Source organism: Amycolatopsis sp. NBC_00355 (genome assembly GCF_036104975.1).
GTDB lineage: Bacteria > Actinomycetota > Actinomycetes > Mycobacteriales > Pseudonocardiaceae > Amycolatopsis.
The window spans coordinates 990,278-1,012,005 of the sequence record NZ_CP107982.1; the positions used below are offsets into that span (position 1 = coordinate 990,278).

17 protein-coding genes are annotated in these 21,728 nt (G+C 72.2%); 5 read left to right on the plus strand and 12 right to left on the minus strand.

What is annotated here, in order from left to right; translation table 11 throughout:
• Nucleotides 1-18 precede the first annotated feature (18 nt).
• Together OHS18_RS04315 and OHS18_RS04320 are read left to right on the plus strand one after the other, a co-directional pair.
• Entirely contained in the window at nucleotides 19-4,569 is a 4,551-nt protein-coding gene (locus OHS18_RS04315) for a HAMP domain-containing protein (RefSeq protein ID WP_328616014.1), read from the plus strand.
• A 13-nt stretch (nucleotides 4,570-4,582) separates the two neighbouring features.
• Complete coding sequence (locus OHS18_RS04320) at nucleotides 4,583-6,949, plus strand: SpoIIE family protein phosphatase (protein ID WP_328455858.1); 2,367 nt, start codon at nucleotides 4,583-4,585, stop codon at nucleotides 6,947-6,949.
• Here the strand turns inward: OHS18_RS04320 and OHS18_RS04325 are convergent.
• From OHS18_RS04325 to OHS18_RS04365, 9 genes are all read right to left on the minus strand, one after another.
• Nucleotides 6,939-7,805 (minus strand): cobalamin-binding protein, encoded by an 867-nt coding sequence (locus OHS18_RS04325; RefSeq protein ID WP_328616015.1) that lies wholly within the window; start codon nucleotides 7,803-7,805, stop codon nucleotides 6,939-6,941. The genes OHS18_RS04320 and OHS18_RS04325 overlap by 11 nt on opposite strands.
• Complete coding sequence (locus tag OHS18_RS04330; protein WP_328616016.1) at nucleotides 7,805-8,899, minus strand: calcium:proton antiporter; 1,095 nt, start codon at nucleotides 8,897-8,899, stop codon at nucleotides 7,805-7,807. Before OHS18_RS04330 ends, OHS18_RS04325 begins: the two co-directional genes overlap by 1 nt.
• Nucleotides 8,900-8,993: 94 nt before the next feature.
• Nucleotides 8,994-10,175 (minus strand): mycofactocin radical SAM maturase, encoded by a 1,182-nt coding sequence (gene mftC / locus OHS18_RS04335; protein ID WP_328616017.1) that lies wholly within the window; start codon nucleotides 10,173-10,175, stop codon nucleotides 8,994-8,996.
• Nucleotides 10,172-10,468 carry a mycofactocin biosynthesis chaperone MftB gene (mftB, locus tag OHS18_RS04340; RefSeq protein WP_328455850.1) on the minus strand — a complete coding sequence of 99 codons (297 nt, stop codon included), beginning with the start codon at nucleotides 10,466-10,468 and terminating at the stop codon, nucleotides 10,172-10,174. Before mftB ends, mftC begins: the two co-directional genes overlap by 4 nt.
• Complete coding sequence (gene mftA / locus OHS18_RS04345) at nucleotides 10,458-10,559, minus strand: mycofactocin precursor MftA (RefSeq protein ID WP_326949412.1); 102 nt, start codon at nucleotides 10,557-10,559, stop codon at nucleotides 10,458-10,460. Before mftA ends, mftB begins: the two co-directional genes overlap by 11 nt.
• Before the next feature lie 23 nt (nucleotides 10,560-10,582).
• A complete protein-coding gene (locus OHS18_RS04350) occupies nucleotides 10,583-11,695 on the minus strand; it encodes an NDMA-dependent alcohol dehydrogenase (RefSeq protein ID WP_328616018.1) in 1,113 nt (370 codons plus the stop codon).
• A 116-nt stretch (nucleotides 11,696-11,811) separates the two neighbouring features.
• Complete coding sequence (locus tag OHS18_RS04355) at nucleotides 11,812-13,425, minus strand: sigma-54-dependent Fis family transcriptional regulator (RefSeq protein WP_328616019.1); 1,614 nt, start codon at nucleotides 13,423-13,425, stop codon at nucleotides 11,812-11,814.
• 105 nt (nucleotides 13,426-13,530) lie between these two features.
• Entirely contained in the window at nucleotides 13,531-14,013 is a 483-nt protein-coding gene (locus tag OHS18_RS04360) for an NUDIX hydrolase (protein ID WP_328616020.1), read from the minus strand.
• 9 nt (nucleotides 14,014-14,022) lie between these two features.
• On the minus strand, nucleotides 14,023-14,868 hold the full coding sequence (locus tag OHS18_RS04365) for an urea carboxylase-associated family protein (RefSeq protein ID WP_328616021.1): 846 nt from the start codon (nucleotides 14,866-14,868) through the stop codon (nucleotides 14,023-14,025).
• Between the two features lie 1,482 nt (nucleotides 14,869-16,350).
• Here OHS18_RS04365 and OHS18_RS04370 point away from each other — a divergent pair.
• Together OHS18_RS04370 and OHS18_RS04375 are read left to right on the plus strand one after the other, a co-directional pair.
• Nucleotides 16,351-16,857: a hypothetical protein gene (locus OHS18_RS04370; RefSeq protein ID WP_328455838.1), complete on the plus strand. Its 507-nt coding sequence runs from the start codon at nucleotides 16,351-16,353 to the stop codon at nucleotides 16,855-16,857.
• A gap of 89 nt (nucleotides 16,858-16,946) precedes the next feature.
• Nucleotides 16,947-17,615 carry an HNH endonuclease family protein gene (locus OHS18_RS04375; protein WP_328616022.1) on the plus strand — a complete coding sequence of 223 codons (669 nt, stop codon included), beginning with the start codon at nucleotides 16,947-16,949 and terminating at the stop codon, nucleotides 17,613-17,615.
• Here OHS18_RS04375 and OHS18_RS04380 read toward each other — a convergent pair.
• Nucleotides 17,612-18,373, minus strand: coding sequence for a fructosamine kinase family protein (locus OHS18_RS04380; RefSeq protein WP_328616023.1), 762 nt, complete (start codon nucleotides 18,371-18,373; stop codon nucleotides 17,612-17,614). The two genes, OHS18_RS04375 and OHS18_RS04380, sit on opposite strands and share 4 nt — an antisense overlap.
• A 34-nt stretch (nucleotides 18,374-18,407) precedes the next feature.
• On the opposite strand from OHS18_RS04380, the gene OHS18_RS04385 reads away from it, so the two are divergent.
• Nucleotides 18,408-18,752, plus strand: coding sequence for an MmcQ/YjbR family DNA-binding protein (locus OHS18_RS04385; protein ID WP_442875342.1), 345 nt, complete (start codon nucleotides 18,408-18,410; stop codon nucleotides 18,750-18,752).
• Here OHS18_RS04385 and OHS18_RS04390 read toward each other — a convergent pair.
• Entirely contained in the window at nucleotides 18,677-19,534 is an 858-nt protein-coding gene (locus OHS18_RS04390; protein WP_328616025.1) for a GNAT family N-acetyltransferase, read from the minus strand. The two genes, OHS18_RS04385 and OHS18_RS04390, sit on opposite strands and share 76 nt — an antisense overlap.
• A gap of 40 nt (nucleotides 19,535-19,574) precedes the next feature.
• Complete coding sequence (locus OHS18_RS04395) at nucleotides 19,575-21,650, minus strand: putative Ig domain-containing protein (protein ID WP_328618725.1); 2,076 nt, start codon at nucleotides 21,648-21,650, stop codon at nucleotides 19,575-19,577.
• Nucleotides 21,651-21,728 lie beyond the last annotated feature (78 nt).

Genomic DNA, 21,728 nt, shown 5'->3' on the forward strand with positions numbered 1-21,728 from the left:
TGGCGGATGGGTGGGGCAATGGTCGAAGGCGTGCGCCCGGGTGCCAAAGGCGCAGTCGCAGGCGTGGGCGAGGCGGGGGAGCAGGAGCTGCGCCGGCTGCTGGCCGGCCTGACCGCGGTCCGCGACGGCGACTTCGGCATCCGGCTTCCCGGCGAGACCGACGGCCTGCTCGGCGAGATCGCCACGGTCTTCAACGGCATGGCCGACCAGCTGTCCCTGTTCACCTCCGAGGTCACCCGCGTCGCGCGGGAGGTCGGCAGCGAGGGCCAGCTCGGCGGCCAGGCGAAGGTGCCCGGCGTGTCCGGCACCTGGAAGGACCTCACCGACTCGGTCAACGCCATGGCCGGCAACCTCACCACCCAGGTCCGCGACATCGCCCAGGTCGCGACCGCCGTCGCCAAGGGCGACCTGTCGCAGAAGATCGACGTCGACGCGCGCGGCGAGATCCTGGAGCTGAAGGACACCGTCAACACGATGGTGGACCAGCTGTCGTCGTTCGCGGACGAGGTCACGCGCGTGGCGCGCGAGGTCGGCAGCGAAGGCCGCCTCGGCGGTCAGGCGCAGGTCCCCGGCGTCGGCGGCGTCTGGCGCGACCTCACCGACTCGGTGAACTTCATGGCCGGGAACCTGACCGACCAGGTCCGCAACGTCGCCCAGGTGACGACGGCGGTCGCCAAGGGCGACCTGTCGCAGAAGATCACGGTCGACGCCCGGGGCGAGATCCTCGAGCTCAAGAGCACGATCAACACGATGGTCGACCAGCTGTCCTCGTTCGCGGACGAAGTCACGCGCGTCGCGCGCGAGGTCGGCACGGAAGGCCGCCTCGGCGGTCAGGCGGACGTCAAGGGCGTCTCCGGCACCTGGCGCGACCTCACCGACTCGGTGAACTTCATGGCCGGCAACCTGACCGACCAGGTCCGCAACATCGCCCAGGTCGCGACGGCGGTCGCGAAGGGCGACCTGTCGCAGAAGATCCGGGTCGACGCCCGGGGCGAGGTCCTGGAGCTGAAGGACACCATCAACACGATGGTGGACCAGCTGTCCGCGTTCGCGGACGAGGTCACGAGAGTGGCCCGCGAGGTGGGCACCGAGGGCCGGCTGGGCGGTCAGGCGGACGTCAAGGGCGTCTCCGGCACCTGGAAGGACCTCACCGAGTCGGTCAACGTCATGGGCGACAACCTGACCGCGCAGGTCCGCTCGATCGCCCAGGTCACCACCGCGGTCGCCCGCGGTGACCTGTCGCAGAAGATCCGGGTCGACGCCCGCGGCGAGATCCTGGAGCTGAAGGACACCATCAACACGATGGTGGACCAGCTGTCCGCGTTCGCGGACGAGGTCACGCGCGTAGCCCGCGAGGTCGGCACCGAGGGCAACCTCGGCGGCCAGGCCACGGTCCGCGGCGTCTCGGGGACCTGGAAGAACCTCACCGACAACGTCAACGTGATGGCGTCCAACCTGACCGGCCAGGTCCGCTCGATCGCCCAGGTCGCGACGGCGGTCGCCCGCGGCGACCTGTCCCGCAAGATCACCGTCGAGGCCAAGGGCGAGGTCGCGGCGCTCGCCGACGTCATCAACACGATGGTCGACACGCTGTCGGCGTTCGCGGACGAGGTCACCCGCGTCGCCCGCGAGGTCGGTACCGAGGGGATGCTCGGCGGCCAGGCGCGCGTGCCGAACGTCGCGGGCACCTGGAAGGACCTCACCGACAACGTCAACTCGATGGCGAACAACCTCACCGGGCAGGTCCGCAACATCGCCCAGGTGACCACCGCCGTCGCGCAGGGCGACCTGACCCGCAAGATCGACGTCGACGCCCGCGGCGAGATCCTCGAGCTCAAGACCACGATCAACACGATGGTCGACCAGCTCTCGGCGTTCGCCGCGGAGGTCACGCGCGTCGCGCGCGAAGTCGGCAGCGAAGGCCGCCTCGGCGGGCAGGCCGAGGTCGAGGGCGTGTCCGGCACCTGGAAGCGGCTGACCGAGAACGTCAACGAGCTGGCCGGGAACCTCACCCGCCAGGTCCGCGCGATCGCCGAGGTGACCAGCGCGGTCGCCGAGGGCGACCTGACCCGCTCGATCACCGTCGACGCCTCCGGCGAGGTCGCCGAACTGAAGGACAACATCAACTCGATGGTGGAGTCGCTGCGCGAGACGACGCGGGCGAACCAGGAGCAGGACTGGCTCAAGTCCAACCTGGCCACGATCACCGGGCTGATGCAGGGCCGCCGCGACCTCGCCGTCGTCGCGGCCGCGGTGATGGACGAGCTGGTCCCGCTGGTCAACGCCCAGTACGGCGCGTTCTACCTGGCCGACGACACGGCCGAGATCCCGGAGCTGCGGCTCGTGGGCGCGTACGGCCACCCGGACGACAACGCGGGCCCGGTGGTGCGGTTCCGGGTCGGCCAGTCGCTGGTCGGGCAGGCCGCGCGCAGCCGCCGCCCGATCGCGGTCGACGACGTCCCGCCCGGTTACGCCACCATCTCGTCGGGTCTCGGCCGCACCGCGCCGGCCAGCCTGATCGTGCTGCCGATCGTGGTCGAGGACCAGGTGCTGGGCGTCCTCGAACTGGCCTCGATGCACGGCTTCACCGCGGTGCACCGGGCGTTCCTCGAACTGCTCATGGAGCAGATCGGCGTCAACGTGAACAGCATCGTCGCCAACGCCCGGACCGACGAGCTGCTCGGCGAGTCGCAGCGGCTGACCGCGGAGCTGCAGGCGCGGTCGGAGGAGCTGCAGGCCCGGCAGGAAGAGCTCCAGTCGTCCAACGCCGAGCTGGAGGAGAAGGCGGCGCTGCTCGTCACGCAGAACCGCGACATCGAGACGAAGAACCTGGAGATCGAGCAGGCCCGCCAGGAACTGGAGGCCCGCGCCCAGCAGCTGACGCTGGCGTCGAAGTACAAGTCGGAGTTCCTGGCCAACATGAGCCACGAGCTGCGCACCCCGCTCAACAGCCTGCTCATTCTCGCCCAGCTGCTCGCGCAGAACCCGACCCGCAACCTCACCGCGAAGCAGGTCGAATACGCCGGCATCATCCACTCCGCCGGCTCGGACCTGCTGCAGCTGATCAACGACATCCTCGACCTGTCCAAGGTCGAGGCCGGGAAGATGGACGTCAGCCCGGAACAAGTGTCACTGCGCGGGCTGCTGGACTACGTCGAGGCGACGTTCCGGCCGATGACCTCGCAGCGCAACCTGGACTTCCGGATCACCGTCGCGCCCGGCTCGCCCGCCGAACTGCTGACCGACGACTCGCGGCTGCGGCAGGTCCTGCGCAACCTGCTGTCCAACGCGGTGAAGTTCACCGAGGTCGGCGTGATCGAGCTGCACATCGAGCCGGTGGAGCCCGACCGGCTGCCGCGGCCGCTGCGCGCGCACGGGCCCGCGGTCGCCTTCCGCGTCGCCGACTCCGGGATCGGCATCGCCGAGCACCAGCTGGAGTCGATCTTCGGCGCGTTCCAGCAGGCGGACGGCACGACCAGCCGCAAGTACGGCGGCACCGGGCTGGGCCTGTCGATCAGCCGCGAGATCGCCCAGCTGCTGGGCGGGTTCATCACGGCGGAGAGCACGCCCGGCGAGGGCAGCACGTTCACCTTCTCCCTGCCCGTCGCGCGGCCGGACTTCGAGACGCGCCCCGCGTCCGACGAAGGCCGCACGGCCATCACGACCGGCGACGCCGGAGCCGGGCTCGTGGAGCCGGCCGCCCGCACCCACCGGCGGCTGCTGGTGGTCGAGGACCGCCAGCACGGCCTGCTGACGCTCGTCGCCGAGAGCGCCGCCGCGGACCTGGCCGACAGCCGGGACATCGGCATCTCGCCCGCGGAGGTCGAGGTCGTCACCGCCGTCGGCACCCAGGAGGCCGCGGCCGCGCTGGCCACCGACGCCTACCACTGCGTCGTGCTGGACCTGGACCTGCCGGAGCGGGCCGCGTTCGGCTTCCTCGACGCGATGCAGGGGGACGCCGCGCTGCGGCTGGTCCCGGTGCTGGCGCACAACAGCCGCCGCCTCGACGTCGAGCTGGAACAGCTGCTGCAGTCCCGCGCGGACGTCCAGTCGCTGGAGGTGCTCTCCGGTCTCGACGAGCTGCGCGAGCGGATCGCGCTGCACCTGTCGGCGGAGAAGCCCGGCGCGGTGCTGCCGCTGGTCCGCGCGGACGAGCCGGCCGCGCCGGTGAAGGCGCGCGAGGTGGACACCACGCTGGCCGGGCGGACGGTGCTGATCGTCGACGACGACCCGCGCAACGTCTACGCGCTGACCGGGATCCTGGAGCTGCACGGGATGCAGGTGCTGCACGCCGAGGACGGCCGCAAGGGCGTCGAGACGGTCGCGGCGCACGCCGGCATCGACCTGATCCTGATGGACGTGATGATGCCGGAGATGGACGGCTACACCGCGACCGCGAAGATCCGCGCGATGCCGGAGCACGCCACGATCCCGATCGTGGCCGTGACGGCGAAGGCGATGCCCGGCGACCGCGAGAAGAGCCTCGCGTCGGGCGCCACCGACTACGTGACCAAACCCGTGGACGCGGACGACCTGGTCGCCCGCATCAAACGGCACCTGACGGCCTGATCGGGGACCCCGCTTGCCTTCCGAAGAACCGGGCGTGCCCGTGCTGGCGCCGCCCGCCGAGGTGTCGGCGAACCTCGCCCGGCTCGCCGACACCGTCGCCCGCCTGCGCAGCGAGGTCGACCACGCGCACGCCGTCGCCGACGGCCGCGCGTTGATCGAGCTCGCCAAGGGCGTGCTGATGGAACGCCTGCACTGCACGCCTTCCGACGCCGCGAAGCAGCTGGAGTCCCTGGCCGAGCGGGCCGGGGTGACGCCGCTGGAGTTCGCCGCCGAGGTCGTCGGCGAGGCCGCCGAGGATCGCATCACCGACGTGGCGCAGGAATTTCTCGCCCGTACGGAAGAGGATTCCGTCGCGGTTCGCCTGCGCACCGCGGAAAGCGGCGTGCTGGCGGCGGGGGACACCCAGCGCGTCGCGGAGTCGATCCTGGAACACGCACTGCGCCCGCTCGGCGCCACCGCCGTCGCGGTCTGGCTCGCCGGGCCGGACGGCTCGCTGACCCTCGCCGGTTCGGCCGGGTTCTCGGCCGAGGAAGCCGCCCGCTGGCGGTACGTCCCGCCCGGCGTCGCGACGCCGGCGCGCAGCGCGCTGATCGAGCGCGACACGGAGTGGTTCACGACGCTCGCGGCGTCCGGGCTGCCGTCGATCGGGCAGCACACCCTCGCCGGCGGCGGCCGGGTCGCGGTGCCCACCGGCACCGGCGGGCGGATCATCGGCGTCGTCGAGATGTGCTGGCCGGAGCCGCTGCCCGCCGAGCCCGGGCGCGAACGGCGTCAGCTGGAGGCCCTGGCCGAGCTCTGCGCGCACACCCTCGACACCTGGGACGGCGTGGTCGCGCCGCTGGCTCCCGGCGGCGCCGGGGACTTCCTGGGCGAGCTGGTGGACTTCGTCGACGGCCTGCACGACCCGGCCGTGCTGCTCTCGCCGTGCCTCGACGGCGGCGACCGGCTCAGCGACTTCCGCATCCACCACGCGAACGTCCGGTTCACCGACCCGGGCGGGCGGCCCCGCAGCCTGCTCGTCGGGTCCCGGCTGCTGGAGGCGTACCCGCTCGCGGCCGAGGAAAGCGGGCTGCTGGACAAGATCCAGCGCGTGTACACCACCGGCGAGCCGTTCCGCGCCGACAACATGGCCGTCACGACGCTGGTCGACCAGGTGCCGCTCACCGTGCTGACCGACGTCAGCATCACCCGCTTCGCCGGCAACGTGCTGCTCATCCTGCGCATCCAGGACGACGCCGCGAAGCTCGCGGTGCTGCTGCAGCACGCCCAGCGGCTCGGCCGCATCGGCGGCTTCGAAGAGAACGTCGTCACCGGCGCGATCACCTGGAACACCGAGCTGTTCGCGCTCTACGGCCTGCCGCCCCACGCCGCGCCCCTGTCGCTGCACCAGCTGACCACGCACGCGCACGCCGACGACGCCCCGGCGATCGGCCGGTTCCTGCGCACGGTGCTGCACCACAAGCGCCCGGGGTCGACGGCGTTCCGGCTGCAGCGCTCCGACGGCGTCGCCCGCTACATCCGGGTGGTGGCCGAACCGGTGGTCGACGGCCGCGGCGAGCTGGTCGCCGTGCGCGGGGCCTACCAGGACGTCTCGTCGCAGCACTGGACCGAGGTCGCACTGGCGGCCACGCGGGACAGGCTGGCCGAGACCGAGCAGGAGGCGATCGAGCGCAACCGGCTCACGCTGCAGCTGCAGCACGCGATCATGCCGCCGGCCAAGGGCCCGCTCGACATGCTGGGCCTGCGTGCCGCCGTCCGCTACCGGCCCGCGGAGAAGGAGCACCTGGTCGGCGGCGACTGGTACGACGCCGTCGCGCTGCCGACCGGCGAGATCCTGCTGTGCGTGGGCGACGTCGCCGGGCACGGCATCGACGCGGCCACCGGCATGGTGAGCCTGCGCAACGCCCTGCGCGGCCTCGCGGCCACCGGCGCCGGGCCGGCGCAGCTGCTGACCTGGCTCAACCTGGTGGCCTACCACCTCACCGACCACGTCACGGCGACCGCGGTCGCGGCCGTGTTCGACCCGGCGACCCGGAAGCTGCGCTGGGCGCGGGCCGGGCACCTGCCGCCGATCGTCCGGCACCGCGACGGCTCGGCGACGACGTTGCCGCTGATCCGCGGCTCGCTGCTCGGCGCGGTCCGCGACGTCGTCTACCAGGAGGAGACCGTCCAGCTCGCCGACGGCGACATCCTGCTGATCTACACCGACGGCCTGATCGAGCGCCGCGACGCCCCCGTGCAGGAGTCGGTGGCGCGGCTGGTCACGCTGGTGGAGGGGCACGAAGGCGGGCTGGAGCACCAGCTCGACACGCTGCTGACCTACAGCACGGCCGACACCGACGACGACACGTGCGTGGTCGGCATCGAGGTCACCGCCTGACTCCCCGGAACACCTCGGCGAGGATTTCGGCACCGTCGACCACTCGCGGCCCGGGGCGGTTGAAGCAGGCGGGGCCGTCGAGGACGTGGACCCGGTTGTCGCGGACGGCGGGCAGCCCGGCCCAGCCCGGGCGTTTCGCCAGCGCGGGGAGTTCGGCGCGGGTGCGTTCCGGCGGGAAGCCGCAGGGGAGCAGGAGCAGCACGTCGGGCTGGGCGTCGACGACGGCGTCCCACTCGATCGGCCGGGTGTGCTCCCCGGCCTTCGCCAGCAGCGGCTCGCCTCCGGCCAGGGCGATCTGCTCCGGCACCCAGTGCCCGGCCGGCCAGATCGGATCGAGCCATTCCAAGGCGACGACACGGGGTGCTTCGGAGACTGGCTGGACGGCGTCGAGGCGTTTCCGCAGCTTCGCGATCTCGGCCTCGGCCCGCTCCGGGACGCCGAGGACGTCACCGACGCGGCGGAGGCAGTCGAGGACGCCGTCGATCGTCGCGGGCTCGAGGCTGACGACCAGCGGCCCGGTGTCCAGCGTCCGCACCGCCTCGGACACCCGCTGGTAGGAGACCGCGCAGACGTCGCAGAGGTCCTGCGTGAGGACGACGTCGGGGCGCGCCGCGGCCAGCTGCGCGCTGTCGAGGGTGTAGAGCGCGGACCCGCTGTGCCGCGCGCCGCCGACGGCTTCGGAGATCTCCCGGCTGGACAGCGCGTCCGGGTCGAACTCGGCCCGCGTCACCACGGGGATGTGCTCGACCTCGCCCGGCGGCCAGTCGCATTCGTGCGTCCGCCCGACGAGATCGGGCACCAGGCCGAGTGTCGCGACGATGTCGGTCGCGGCGGGCAGCAGCGAGACGATCCGCATCAGGGGTTCACGGCCAGGACCAGGAAGCCGGCCAGCAGGACCAGGTGGACGCCGCCCTGGAGGCGGGTCGCGCGGCCCGGGACCACCGTCAGGACGCTGACCACCACGGTCAGCGCGAGCAGCACGATCTGCGTCGAGCCCAGGCCGAGCAGCAGCTGGCCCGGCAGCCAGATCGACGCGAGGGCGATCGCCGGGATCGTCAGGCCGATGCTCGCGATCGCCGAGCCGTAGGCCAGGTTGAGGCTGATCTGCATCCGGTCGCGCCGGGCCGCGCGGGTCGCGGCGAGGGTCTCCGGGAGCAGCACCAGCAACGCGATCACGACGCCGACGAACGACTGCGGGAACCCGGCGGCGCTGACCCCGGCCTCGATCGCCGGGGACTCCACCTTGGCCAGGCCGACCACCGCGACCAGCGCCACCAGCAGCAGCGCGAGACTGCCGAGCGCGGCCTTGTCCGTCGGCGGCTCGGCGTGGTCGTCCTCCTTGACTTCGCCGTCGGCGGCCACCGGGAGGAAGAAGTCGCGGTGGCGGACGGTCTGGTTCAGCACGAACATCCCGTAGAGCACCAGCGACGCGAGCGCGGCGAAGGTCAGCTGGGCCGGGGAGAACGCCGGGCCGGGCGTGCTGGAGGTGAACGACGGCAGCACCAGGCTCAGCGTGGCCAGGGTCGCGACCGTGGCCATCGCCGCGCCGCTGCCCTCCGGGTTGAACAGCGTCGAGCCGTAGCGCCGCGCGCCGACGAGCAGTGAGATGCCGACGATGCCGTTGGTCGTGATCATCACCGCGGCGAACACGGTGTCGCGCGCCAGCGACGTCGCTTCCGGGCCGCCGGAGACCATCATCGTGACGATCAGCGCGACCTCGATGACCGTCACGGCGACCGCGAGCACCAGCGACCCGAACGGTTCACCCACCCGGTGGGCGACGACCTCCGCGTGGTGCACCGCCGAGAGCACGGTCGCCCCGAGCGCGATCGCGACGACGGCCACGAAAACCGGCCCGAGGTCGCGGCCCCAGGCCACCGCCAGCACGACCACCCCCAGCACCGGGGTGACGGAGGTCCAGGACGTCAGGAAGGATCTCAGGGCGGCCATGCCTCCACCCTGTCACACCGCCGGTCACTTTGCGTGGTCGTAAGGCGATTCTCACATTTCCGGCGGGGCCGTCGAAACGGTCCCTTGTGGACGGTCAGAGCAGCTCGGCGAGCGGGCTGGTGTCGCACGCCCGGTCGGGGACGCGCACCGCCGGCAGGCCCAGCAGGACACTCGTGCGCCTCCCGGTGCGGGAGTGGTCCTGGCTCGCCTTCGGCAGCCCGACTGTGTCGCGTGTGGACAGTGCGTGCTCGCCGTGGCCCTTGACGCACTCGGGGTCCGGGCCGTCCAGGGGCAGGCCGGTGAAGAACTTCGCCGCCATGCAGCCGCCCTGGCAGCTGTCGTAGGCCGCGCACGACGAGCACGCGCCGCCGGTCTGCGGCCGGCGCAGGTCGGCGAACAACGCCGAGTCGCGCCACACCGGGCCGAAGCCGGCACCGCGGACGTTGCCCGCCTTGAACGCGTCGTGGATGGCGAACGGGCAGGCGTAGACGTCGCCGACCGGGTCGATCAGGCAGACCACCCGGCCCGCGCCGCACAGGTTCAGCCCGGGCAGGGGCGTCGAGCCGAGCGCGTTGAGGTGGAAGAACGAGTCGCCTGTCAGCACACCTTCGCCGTGGGCCACCAGCCAGTCGTACAGCTCGAACTGCTGCTCCGCGGTCGGGTGCAGGTCGTCCCAGACGTCGGCGCCGCGGCCGGACGGGCGCAGCCGGGTGATCCGCAGCTGCGCGCCGAAGCCGTCGGCGATGCGCTTGAACCCGTCGAGCTGCGAGACGTTGTGCCGGGTCATCACGACGGAGATCTTGAAGTCCTTCATCCCGGCGTCGGCGAGGTTCTTCAGGGCCCGCATCGCCAGGTCGTAGGAGCCCGGGCCGCGCACGGCGTCGTTGACCTCGCGGGTGGCGCCGTCGAGCGAGATCTGGACGTCGACGTAGTCCGTGCTCGCCAGCTGCTTCGCGCGCTCCGGGGTGATCTTGACGCCGTTGGTGGAGAACTTGATGCCGACGTGGTGGGCGATCGCGTAGTCGAGGAGCTCCCAGAAGTCGCTCCGGACGGTCGGCTCGCCGCCGCCGACGTTGACGTAGAAGACCTGCATCCGCTCCAGCTCGTCGATCACCGCCTTGATCTCGGCGGTCGACAGCTCGCGCGGGTCGCGCCGGCCCGAGGACGACAGGCAGTGCTCGCACGCCAGGTTGCAGGCGTAGGTCCACTCCCAGGTGAGGCAGATGGGCGCGGTGAGGCCGTACTTGAACTGGTCGACCAGAGCGGGAACGCTCACGGGTCCTCCACGATCATGTCGGTGGCGACGAGGGATTCCAGTGCTTTCAGGAAGCTCGCGCGGCGGGTCTCCCCGAGCTCGGCCGCGTCGAGCGCGTCGCGCAGGCTGGCGTGGGTCGCCAGCTCGCGGACGAACGCCACGAGGTCCGGGGACTTGAGGAACGACAGCTTGCGGTTCCCGAAGTGGTAGGCGAGCGCCCCGAACGGTTCGGGGCGCAGCGCCACCTGCGGGTTGAGCCGGTACGCGGCGTCGAGGTTCACCTGGGTGTCCTCTGTGGACGTCTCAGTAGACACCGCACATACCGTCGATCGAGACTTCTTCGACGAGCAGCTCTTCGACAGGCTCCTCGATCGGCTCCTGGATGTCCGGGGTTTGCTCGGCCATGCTGTCCTCCTCCGGTCGGGTGGTCACTGGGCGTGGACGATGACGCCGCGGATGTTCTTGCCGTCGCGCAGGTCCTGGTAGCCCTCGTTGACCTGGTCGAGGGTGTACTTGCGGGTCACCAGCTCGTCGAGCTTGAGCTTCCCGGCGTCGTAGAGCCGCAGCAGGCGCACGATGTCGTACTGCGGGTTCGCCGAGCCGAACAGCGTGCCCTTGATCGTCTTCTCGAACAGCGTCATCACGCCGCCGGAGACGTGCACGGTGAGTTTCTCAGGGTTGGCGAGCCCGGTGATGACGACGGTGCCGCCCTTGCCGACGACGTCGAACGCCTGGCTGACGACGTCCTCTTCGACGGTGCCGACGGTGATCAGCGCCTGGTCGGCCAGCTGGCCCCAGGTGAGTTCGTTGACCTTCTCCGCGGCCTCGGCGGCGGTGGCGAACGCGTGGGTCGCGCCGAACTTGAGCGCGGCCTCGCGCTTGAACTCGACGGGGTCGACGGCGACGACGTACTTCGCGCCGGCGTGCGCGGCGCCCTGCACGGCGTTGATGCCGATGCCGCCGATGCCGTAGACGACGGTGGTGTCGCCGGCCCGGACGCCGCCGGCGTAGTTGGCGGTGGCCCACCCGGTCGGGACGCCGCAGCCGACGAGCACGGCGGTCTCCAGCGGCAGCCAGTCGTCGACCTTGACGACCGAGTGCTGCGAGATGGTGGCGCGCTCGGAGAACGTGCCGAGCATGCACATCGCGCCGAAGTCCTGGCCGCCGCCGTGGAAGCGGAAGGTGCCGTCGGGCATGTGGCCGTCGAGGATGGTGGCGCCCATGTCGCACAGGTTCTGCCGGCCGGTGGAGCAGTAGCGGCAGGTGCCGCAGTTCGGGATGAAGCTGCACACGACGTGGTCGCCGGGTGCCACCTTGGTGACGCCGGGGCCGACGTCCTCGATGATCCCGGCGCCCTCGTGCCCGCCGATGATCGGGAACCGCGGTACGAGGTCGTTGTCGATCAGGTGCAGATCCGAGTGGCACAACCCGGCGGCGGTGTACTTGATCAGCACCTCGCCCGGCCCGGGGCCGTCGAGGTCGAGTTCCATCAGCTCGAACGGCTTCCCGGCATCGAACAGTACGGCTGCCTTGGTCTTCACGGCCATCTCCTCAACGTGCGGCGGTGCACCCCTTCGCAGCCGATTGTGTGCAGCGGGGCGGGCGGTGAAGTGTCCGAATCCCGGACAGTGCCTGTTCAGGGGCGCCGTTCGGGGGTTCAGCGGACCCGCAATGCACGCATCCGGTTGTAGAGCGTCGAGCGGCTGATGCCCAGCTGCTTCGCCGCGTGGACCTTGTTGCCGCCGCACGCCCGCAGCGTCCGGACGATCACGTCGTACTCCGCCTGTTCCCAGCCGCTCAGCGCCGCGCCCGGTGCGGTCGACACGCAGCCCGGCGCGACGTCCTCCGCGGTCAGGTCGCCCGCCGACCGGCGGTCGGCGGCCGCCGACAGGACTCCGGCCAGCTCGCGCAGGTTGCCCGGCCACTGCTGGGAACCCAGCAGTTCCAGCGCACCCGGTGTCAGCCGCAACGACGCGCCGAAGTCGCGCAGCAGGGAGCGCGCGATCGACGGGATCTCGTCGCGGCGCTCCCGCAGCGGCGGCAGCTCGATGCGGCGGTGCGCGCGCGACGCCAGGGTCGCCTGCTCGCCGTGCAGCTCCGACGCCGGCCCGCTGACCAGGGCGAACCATGCGGTGGTCGTATCCAGGAGCCGGGCCAGGCGGACCGCGGCCAACGGCGGCAGCAGCTGGATGCCGTCGATCACCACCAAGCCGTCCACCCCGGCGGCGGTCTCGACCGACGCGCACCAGGACGCCGCTCCCGAGACGACGTCCGACGCGTCGAACTCGAGCACCGGCGCCTCTCCCGCGACGACCCGCGCCGCCGTGCTCCGGCCCGCGCCCGGCTCGCCGCAGATGAGCACTCGACGTCGAGCGCGGCCGGCGTGGCGGAGGCGGTCCTCCACCGCCGTCGGGAACAGCTCGCGCGGGCCCGGCGGGCGGGACACCACGGGGCTCGCCGGGCGGACCGGGGCCAGCTCGAACAGGAGGCCGGCGTTCGCCGACACCGCCTCGACCCGGACCTCGACCGGCGTTCCCGAGGTCAGCCGGATCCGCCGGACGCCGCGCCGGGTGCGGCCCAGCTCCTGCAGCAGCCGGTGGTCGGCCGTGTCGACCAGCTCGGTCGCCGCGGTGTTGGCCAGCACCACGTTCTGGCCGAGCGCCAGCACCGCGCACGCCCGGTGCTGCACCGACTGGAACGCCGCCAGCAGCTGCTGTTCGGCGAGTTTCGCGCCGTCGAGCAGCCGCCGTTCGATGTCCGACACCGCGCGGCGCAGGAACGGCCCGAGCAGGGGGTTCGCGTCACCCGCCGGCCCGGTGATGTCGAGGACGCCGACCAGGCGCCGGGTCGCCGGGTGCGTCAGGGGGTGGCCGTAACAGGTGAACTGCTTCATCGCCTCGAGGAAGTGCTCACCGCCGTCGACCGCGACGCCGCGGCGGGTCTCGAACGGCGTGGCGAGGGCGTTCGTCCCGGTCCGCTCCTCCAGGAACTGGCAGCCGGGCACCGCGCTGATGTCCTCCAGGGCCAGCTCCACCGACCGTTCGGTGAACCGCCGCGCGACGATCCGGCACTCGTGGTCGGCCAGCACGACGCAGAACCGGGTGCCGGCCAGCTGCCGGGCCAGCTCGTCGAGCACCGGCGACGCGGCGCGCAGCAGCCGGCTGCGGCTGTCGACGTCGGTGACGTCGAGCCGGTCGACGGCTGACCCGGGGGAGAGCCCGGACAGCTCGGCCCGCCGCCACGACTGCGCGATCTCGTTCCGCAGGTCCACTTTCGCACTCCTCGTCGAGCCGATCGGGTACCCGCTGCCCATCATCACACGGACCGCGCGCGGGGTGAACCCGAGCAAACCCTTCCCGTTCAAGGAGTTCGGCGATCATGAAACCGGACGGCCGTCTTCGCACAGGAGTAAATCGCCCGACCGGAGGGCGGCCAGCGCCGCCGCCACCCGGCGGGCGAGGACGGGCTGGAGCCCGGGTGTCGCGTCGGCGAGCGGGAGGAGGCTTGCCGCGACGATCTCGTCGTCGGTGAACCTCATGCGGGCGACGTCGTCTTCGGTCACGAGGCCGCCGTCGAAGACGAAGTTGAGGCCTTCGGGCAGCCGGCCCGCCGGCTGGTGGTCGAGCACGAGCAGGCGCCCCGCTGGCCGGTCGAGCCCGAGTTCTTCGCGGAGTTCGCGCACGGCTGTGTGCCACGGCGCCTCACCCGCCTCGCCGGCGCCGCCCGGGATCTCCCAGAACGGCTGGTACGACGGCCGGACGAACAGCACCCGGTCCGCGGTGTCGCGCAGGAGCACACCGGCGGCTGTCCGCTTGCGGTCGAGGGACCGGACGTACTCGTCGAAGGGCAGCAGTTCCACCCAGGCAACCTAACCCGGTTCACCCCACTCCGGCTGCCGGACGCCGTGCAGGCCGCGGTAGGCCGCCCGGGGTGGCGACGACCAGCCCTCGAGCAGGTGCGAAGGCGGTGCGAAGACCTCGACGCCGATGGGCCGGCAGACGTCGATCGGGTCGCGGGCGTCCGGCCCCCACAGCGGGATCGACAGGTCGCCGCCCGGGCACGTCGAGAGCGCGCACAGCAGGTCGATCTCGGCGAAGAACTCGAAGTGGTCGCCCGGGCGGGCCGGGCAGGCCTTCATGAAGTAGCGGTCGTCGTCGGTGAGCCCGGTGCACTGGAAGACGTTCAGCACGTCGTGCACGTCGAACTCGGTCAGCCCGAACGGCGCCACCGCGCGGACCAGGTTCGAGTGGCAGTGGAAGTCGAAGTCCTCGCCGGTGAGCATCCGGTTCACGTACGGGTCGCAGCGGGTGCCGAGCAGGTCGTGCACCCGGCCGCCTTCGCCGTCGACGCCGTAGTTCTCGAGCGTGTCCGCGGTGATGGTGGCCAGCGGGCGCAGGAACGGCAGGGTGGACCAGAGCCGGTCGAACGTGCTGACGTGCGCGCGCTGCAGCTGCCGGGTGCGCGCGGCCCAGAAGCGCTCGCGCGGGTCGTCGGCGTTCCACAGGTTGAGGTCGCCGACCTGAGGGCCGTCGACGGTCCGCAGGCGGCACAGGTGCCCGCGCGGCACCCGCCACGCGCGTCCCGAGCGGATCGGGACCTCGAAGCTCTCGACGAGTTCCCGGCCGGTTTCGCCGGCGAGCCGCTGGTAGAAGGGCCGGTCGACGTCGAGCGCGCCGCCGGCGGTGGGCTGGTAGGCGGGTGGCGGGGAACCCATCGGCGTCTCCCTGGGTCGGCTTCGAGGTGCCCGTCCAGCATGCCTCGCTACGGACGGTGCCCGGTTCGTCGCAATCGACCACTCGTTCGGCGCCTGGGAGGAACGCGGTCCGCCTCCTACCGTCGAGGGACCGTTCGCCGTTCTCGTCATGGAGGTGTGACCGGCGTGCTCGTCGCGCAGCAGCGCACCGGCGACCAGGGCTTGCCCGTCGCCGCGGAGCATCTTGTGGGGTTGTTGCGTTCCTGGGGCCCGGACCAGCTGCGCGGTCTGGCGTTGGCGGGGATCAGCGTCCCGAGCCGCACCGGCCCGTGTTTCGTGGACGCCCTGGTGTTCACCCGGTCCGGCGTGGTGGTGATCGCGGCGCATGAGCCGGGCGCGGTCACCGGCGCCGAACCGGGGCCGAGGGTGGGAGCGGCGGTGGCGGCGGCGAAGGTCGCCTTGGCCGCTCTCGGTGGGGGCCGGTACGTGACCGGGCTTGTCGTGGTGGTGCCGCCGGCGCGTCAGCCGGATTCGCCTTGGGGCGCAAGGGTTCCTGAGCTGATGGTGCCTGGTCGAGGATCGGTGGTGGCCGATCCGCGTCCGCCGGCGGCGGTGCCGCCCGGGCCGGAGGCCGGTGTTTCGCCGGTCGGAATGGCTCCGGGGCTCGCTTCGGTGGGATTCGCCGAGCCTGGACCCGGACAGACGCCTCTGCCGCCTGAGGCACGGTTGGCGGCGGCGGGCTTCGCCGGATCGGGACCGGCTGCTCTGCCGGCCGAGATGCCGACGAGACTCGCACCGGCGGGTTCTGCCGGATCGGGCTCGGCCGGTTTCCCGCCTGGGCCGGCGCGGCTCGCGTCTGCAAGGCTCCCCGGGTCCGGATCGGCTCCGGGGCCGGCTGGGGTGGCGGGGTCGGCTGGTTTGCCGCCTGAGGCGGCGCGGCTCGCTTCGGCCGGGTTCGCCGGTTCGGGGCCGGCTGTGACGGCGGGGTCGCCGGGTTTGTCGCCTGAGGCGGCGCGGCTCGCTTCGGCCGGGTTCGCCGGTTCGGGGCCGGCTGTGACGGCGGGGTCGCCGGGTTTGTCGCCTGAGGCGGCGCGGCTCGCTTCGGCCGGGTTCGCCGGTTCGGGGCCGGCTGTGACGGCGGGGTCGCCGGGTTTCCCGCCTGAGGCGGCGCGGCTCGCTCCGGCCGGGTTCGCCGGTTCGGGGCCGGCTGTGACGGCGGGGTCGCCCGGTTTCCCGCCTGAGGCGGCGCGGCTCGCTCCGGCCGGGTTCGCCGGTTCGGGACCGGCTGTGACGGCAGGGTCGCCCGGTTTCCCGCCTGAGGCGGCGCAACTCCCTTCGGCCGGGTTCGCCGGTTCGGGGCCGGCTGTGGTTGCGGGGTCGCCGGGTTCCCCGCCCGAGGCGGAGCAACTCCCGTCGGCCGGATACGCCGGAGCTGGACCGGCTGCGGGGCCGGCGCCGACCCTCTCACCCCCCGAGGCGGCAACCAGGCTCGCGCCGGCGGGCGTGCCGTCCGCCGAGCCGATCGCGGGCTCGTTGAGCGTCCGGCACGCGTGGCCCTTGTTGCCTCTGCGCGAACCCGAGGCCGGCGTCGCCACCGTGCTCGCCGATCCGCGCGGGCTGCGGCGGATCATCGCGCAGCACAACCGGTGGCGGACCGTCTGGACCGCCGACGACGTCCTCGAGGCCTGCTACGCCCTGTCCCTCGCCCACCTCGCGCCGCCGCGGTCCGCGTTGCTCGCCGAAGGGTTTCCGCTGCGTCTTCCCGCCGCGGACCGGGTTCTGCCGCCGATGCCCGAACCGCGGGAGGTGGCCGCCGAAGTGGTGGTGGCGGCCCCGCCGGAGGTCGACGAACCCGGTCCGCCCCGGTCGCGGGGGCCGGCCTCCGCGGTCTTCCCGCGGCCCCGGCCGATCCGGCAGGTGCCGTGGGGGCTGGTCGTGGTGCTGAGCCTGCTCGTGACGGTCGGGATCATCGCCGCCGTGTTCGTCGCGGAGGTCTTCCACGGCGGTTGACGCGTTTCGTTCGCGTCAACTGGGCCGATTGCACCGTTTCCCCGGCGCGTCTCCTGGGCATCATGCGGGAGACGTGAAAGGGGCTCACGATGTCGCGCACCAAAGCGCTCACCCTGGTCCTGCTGACCGCCGTGGCGGGCACCGCGCTGGCCGGGTGCAAGCCCGAAGACCTCGCCGCCGGGGGGCAAGGCAGCCAACCGGGCGGGACGGCCGCCGCGGCGCCGGTCGCGCCCGCCGAGGCCCGCACCGAGCTGAACGCGCTGCAGGTCGCCGTGCGCGGGACCATGGACGGCTACTCGCGGGACGAGTTCCCGCACTGGGACAAGGTCGACGGCGCCTGCGACACCCGCGAACAGGTGCTCAAGCGCGACGGCAAGAACGTCTCCGTCGACGCCCAGTGCGCCGCCAAGTCGGGCACCTGGGTCAGCTCCTACGACGGCCAGACCTGGACGAAGGCGTCCGATGTGGACATCGACCACATGGTGCCGCTCGGGCAGGCCTGGATCAGCGGCGCCAAGAAGTGGACGAAGGAACGCCGGGAGCAGTTCGCGAACGACCTGGTCCGCCCGCAGCTGCACGCGGTGACCGACAACCTCAACGAGCAGAAGAGCGACAAGGCCCCCGACGCCTGGAAGCCGCCGCTCGTGTCGTACTGGTGCACCTACGCGACCGACTGGATCGTCGTCAAGCGCAACTACGGCCTGACGATCACCGTCCCGGAAAAGACCGCCCTGGAGACCATGCTCGCCAAGTGCTAGCCCAGTGACCGGGCCGCGGCGAGGGCCTGCGCGGCGTAGGACTGTCCGAACAGGACGGTGTGCACCAGCAGCGGGAACAGCTGGTGCATGCCGATCCGGTCGCGCCGGCCGTCGGCCAGGGGCGCGGTCTCGTCGTACGCGGCCACGATCCGGTCCAGGTGCGGGCAGCCGAACAGGTGCAGCATCGCCAGATCCGTCTCGCGGTGCCCGCCGTGCGCGGCCGGGTCGATCAGCCACGCCTCCCGGCCGTCCCACAGGACGTTGCCGTTCCACAGGTCGCCGTGCAGCCGCGCGGGCGGCTCGTCCGGAGCCGCGAGCCGGGCGCACGCGCGCTCGAACGGCGCGGCCTCGAGCAGCCCGGCGTCGACGGCCTGCCGCACGTAAGGCAGGACGCGGTGTGCCGCGTACCACGACGCCCAGTCGTCGCCCGGGACGTTCGCCATCGGCGCCAGGCCGATCCACGCGTCGGCGGGCCCGCCCGGGGGAGCGGCGCCGAACGCGGGCGCGCCGGCCGCGTGCAGGCGGGCGAGGCCGCGGCCGAACCGTTCCGCGGCGGCCGGATCGGGCCGTCCGGCGGGGACGCGGTCGAGGACGAGCTGGTCGTCGTCGTGGCTGTGCACCTCCGGCACCGGCACCGCACCCGCCGCGGCCAGCCAGCGCAGGCCCGCCACCTCGGCCGCCGTCGCGCGCGGCCCGGCACCGCGTTTGACCACGACGGCGCGGCCGTCGTCCAGTACGGCCTCGGTCAGGTCGCTCATGACCCGCACGGTACCGGCGCGCTACGGTGGTCGCGTGCAGGACTTCGAACGGGTGCTCGGCGCACTGGCGGACGTGGAACGGTCCGAGGCGCGCGACTACTCGTCGTTCAGCGTGCGCGGCAAGCGGTTCGGCTACTACTGGCCGCGCACGCGCACGGTCGGCCTCAAGCAGACGATCTCCGAGCAGCTCGCGCTCGTCTCCGAACGTCCGGACGTCTTCGAGATCCAGTTCACCACCGGCGGCTTCGGCTGGGTCGTCGTGTACCTGGACGGCATCGAGGCCGACGAGCTGGCCGAACTGATTTACGAGGCATGGCGGCTGTCCGCGCCCGAAGAGCTGGTCGCCGAGGTGCCCTTCACCAGGATCGCCCGGGTGTAGAGCAGGTCGAACCCCTGCCGCTGCACGTTCTGGTGCGACTTCGAACCCGGCTGCGTGGTGACGACGGCGACGTCGCACCCGGCTTCGGCCGCCGCGGCGAGCCGGGCCCGCAGCAACGCCGTCTGCACACCCCGCCGCCGATGCGCGGGGAGGGTGGCCGCACCGGTGAACTGCGCGATCCCGTCCGTGGCGCGGAAACTGGCGCCGCCGGCGAACTCGCCGCCGCGCACCGCGACGTACCGCCGGACCCCGGCCATCTCCCGCAACGCGCGGACCAGCGTCTCCCGTGGGAAGTCCTCGTGCGAGGGCAGCCCCTCGGTGTCGGCGACGGCGCTCGCGTCCGCGACCATGGCCAGCCACTGCTCCAGTTCGTCGTCGCGGCACAGCCGGACGTCTTCGGGGAAGTCCGGGTCGCCGAGCCGCCGCCCGAGGACGTTCTCGAACGACTCCAGCCGGTAGCCGCGTTCGGTGAAGAACGCGCCGACCGCGGAATCGGCCAGCTGGCACAGCTCGACCTGGACCGGGGCGCCCAGCTCCGCGAAGGCCTGCTCGACCTCCGCCAGCTCGGCGTCGGACGGCAGGCCGTCGAAACCGAGCGCGGCGATCTTGGTGAACGGCGAGTCCGCCTCGGCGAGGCTCGCGACCCCGCCGGCGAGCGGGCGCGCGAACCCAGCACCGCGCCGGACTCGCCCGGCCTCGGTGCACGACGAGATCAGCCGCGCCTCGGCGCGTTCGATCCGCGCCGCGAGCGCCGTGTCGCAGAAAAGCCGGTCCCCGCCCATGCGCCCAGCCTGCCGGACGCACGGGCGGGGACCAACCAATTTATCCTTCGACGCGGTGCGATGCCCAGAACGACGTCAGGTCCGTCGACCCGGCCGCCGCCTGCGCCGCGGCCTTGAACTCGGCCGTCGTCGACACCCCGTACCAGTGCGACTGCGCGTACGACTTCAGCAGGTTCGCCATCGGCGTGTCGCCGATGAGCCGCCGCAGGTCGTGCAGGGTGCACTTGCCGTAGTTGTAGACCACGGTGGAGTACCGCGACGAATGCGCGTCCCAGTACGCCATCGAGTTGGTCAGCTTCTCCGCGCTCGACTGCCACGTGATGCCGCAGCCGCTGCCGGTGACACCCCGGTAGAGGTCGGTGGCGTAGTCGGTGAAGCTCTCGTCGAGCCACGGCGAGTTGTACTCGTCGTCACCGACGATCCCGTAGAACCACTGGTGCGCCAGCTCGTGCGGGAGCGCCGTGGTCGACACGAGGTCCATCACGAAGCCCGGGTACTCCATGCCGCCGAACCAGAAGTTGTTGTCCAGCACCACGTCCACCTCGCCGTACGGGTAGTCGCCGAAGCGGCCCGAGTGGACGTCGATGGAGTCGGCGGCGAGCGTCAGCATCTGGTTCGCGCTGCTCGTGGAGATCCCGCTGACCGAGTAGACGTTGACCCGCACGCCCTTGCCGGACGTCGTGCTGATCTTCGCGAACGGCCCGGCGCCCCAGGCGAAGTCACGTACCTTGTTCGCGACGGCGTGCGTGGTCGTCGTGCTGCCGCTGGTCGTCTCGGTCGACGTGCCGGTGGCCGGCGTCAGCACCGTGCTCGGGTGCACGAGGGTGACGTCGAAGTCGCTGATCAGGCTGTAGAACGCCTCGCCGTTGTTGGTGTACGGGTCGAGGTGCCAGCCCGCGCCGTCGCGGACCGCCAGGATCGGCAGCGCGTTGCCGATCATGTTGAACGCGCCGTCGTGGCCGAACCGGTCGGCGCCGCTGGGCACGACGATCTTGAGGTCGAACCCGATCGACGCCGACTGCCCCTGCGCCAGCGGCGAGGGCAGCGTGATCTTCAGCGCGGTGCAGTTGACGCTCAGGGCCGACGCCGTGCCGCCGGTGACGTTCGTGACCGTGATCGGCGTGGTCGGGCAGGTGCCGTGGTAGTTGTCCCAGAGCCGCAGGTAGACCTCGGGCAGCGCGGTCGGCGAGCCGTTGGTGAAGCTGACGGACTGGTGCCCGTTCCAGGTGTCGCCGGCGGTGTTCGTGGTCAGGTTCACGGTGTAGGCGGGGTTGATCGGCGTGCGCGTCGAGTCGGCGGGCGCCGAGCCGATCGTCCACGAGAACGTGGCGCTGCCGCTGTTGCCGCCGGGGTCCTTGGCCGTGACGGTGACCGACGACGTGCCCGCGGTGGTCGGCGTGCCGGTGATCTTCCCGGTGCTCGCGCCGATGGCCAGCCCGGCGGGCAGGCCGGTCGCGGTCCAGGTCAGCGCGTCGTTCTGCGGGTCGGTGGCCTGGACCTGCAGCGACACCGCCTGGCCGACGGCGGTGCTTTGGCTGCCGGGCGAGGTGACGACCGGCGACTGCGGGTTGGACGTCCCGGTCGTGGTCAGGGCGAAGTCGTCGAGGAGGAAGTTGGTGGCCAGGCTCGAGTCCTCGGTGCCGGTGACCTTCAGCGTCACGGTCTGCCCGAGGTAGCGCGAGACGTCCACGGTGCGCTGGACGTAGCCGGTGTTCTTGTCGAGGTTCGAATAGCTCGCGAGGGTGTCGGTCCCGGCCTGCACCACGAGCTTGTCGTAGGCGGTCGTCGTCGACGTCTCCTTGGTGTCGACGTGTGACCACCAGGTCAGGCTCGCCGTGGCGCAGCCGGCCGGGAGCGTCAGGGACTGGGACAGGGTGTCGGTGTGGGTGGTGCCGTAGCCGTCCAGCCAGGCGTCCATCGTGCCGCCGTGCGCCGGTTCCGCGGTGGTCGCGGCGGAGATGACACCACTGGTCTGGGTCCACGGCGTGGTGCCGCTCTCGAACCCGCCGTTGCCGACGAGCTGGTCGCCGCAGCCCGCGGCGGCGGCTTGCGCCGGCGCGGCGACGGCGACTGTGCCCAGCAGGCCCACGGCCACACCGAGCGCAGCGGAAAGCACCCTCGATCTCATGAGGTCGTCCTTTCGCGGCCCCGCACCTCGGAGCCTTGGAAAGCGTCCTCTGCGGGTCCGGTGGCA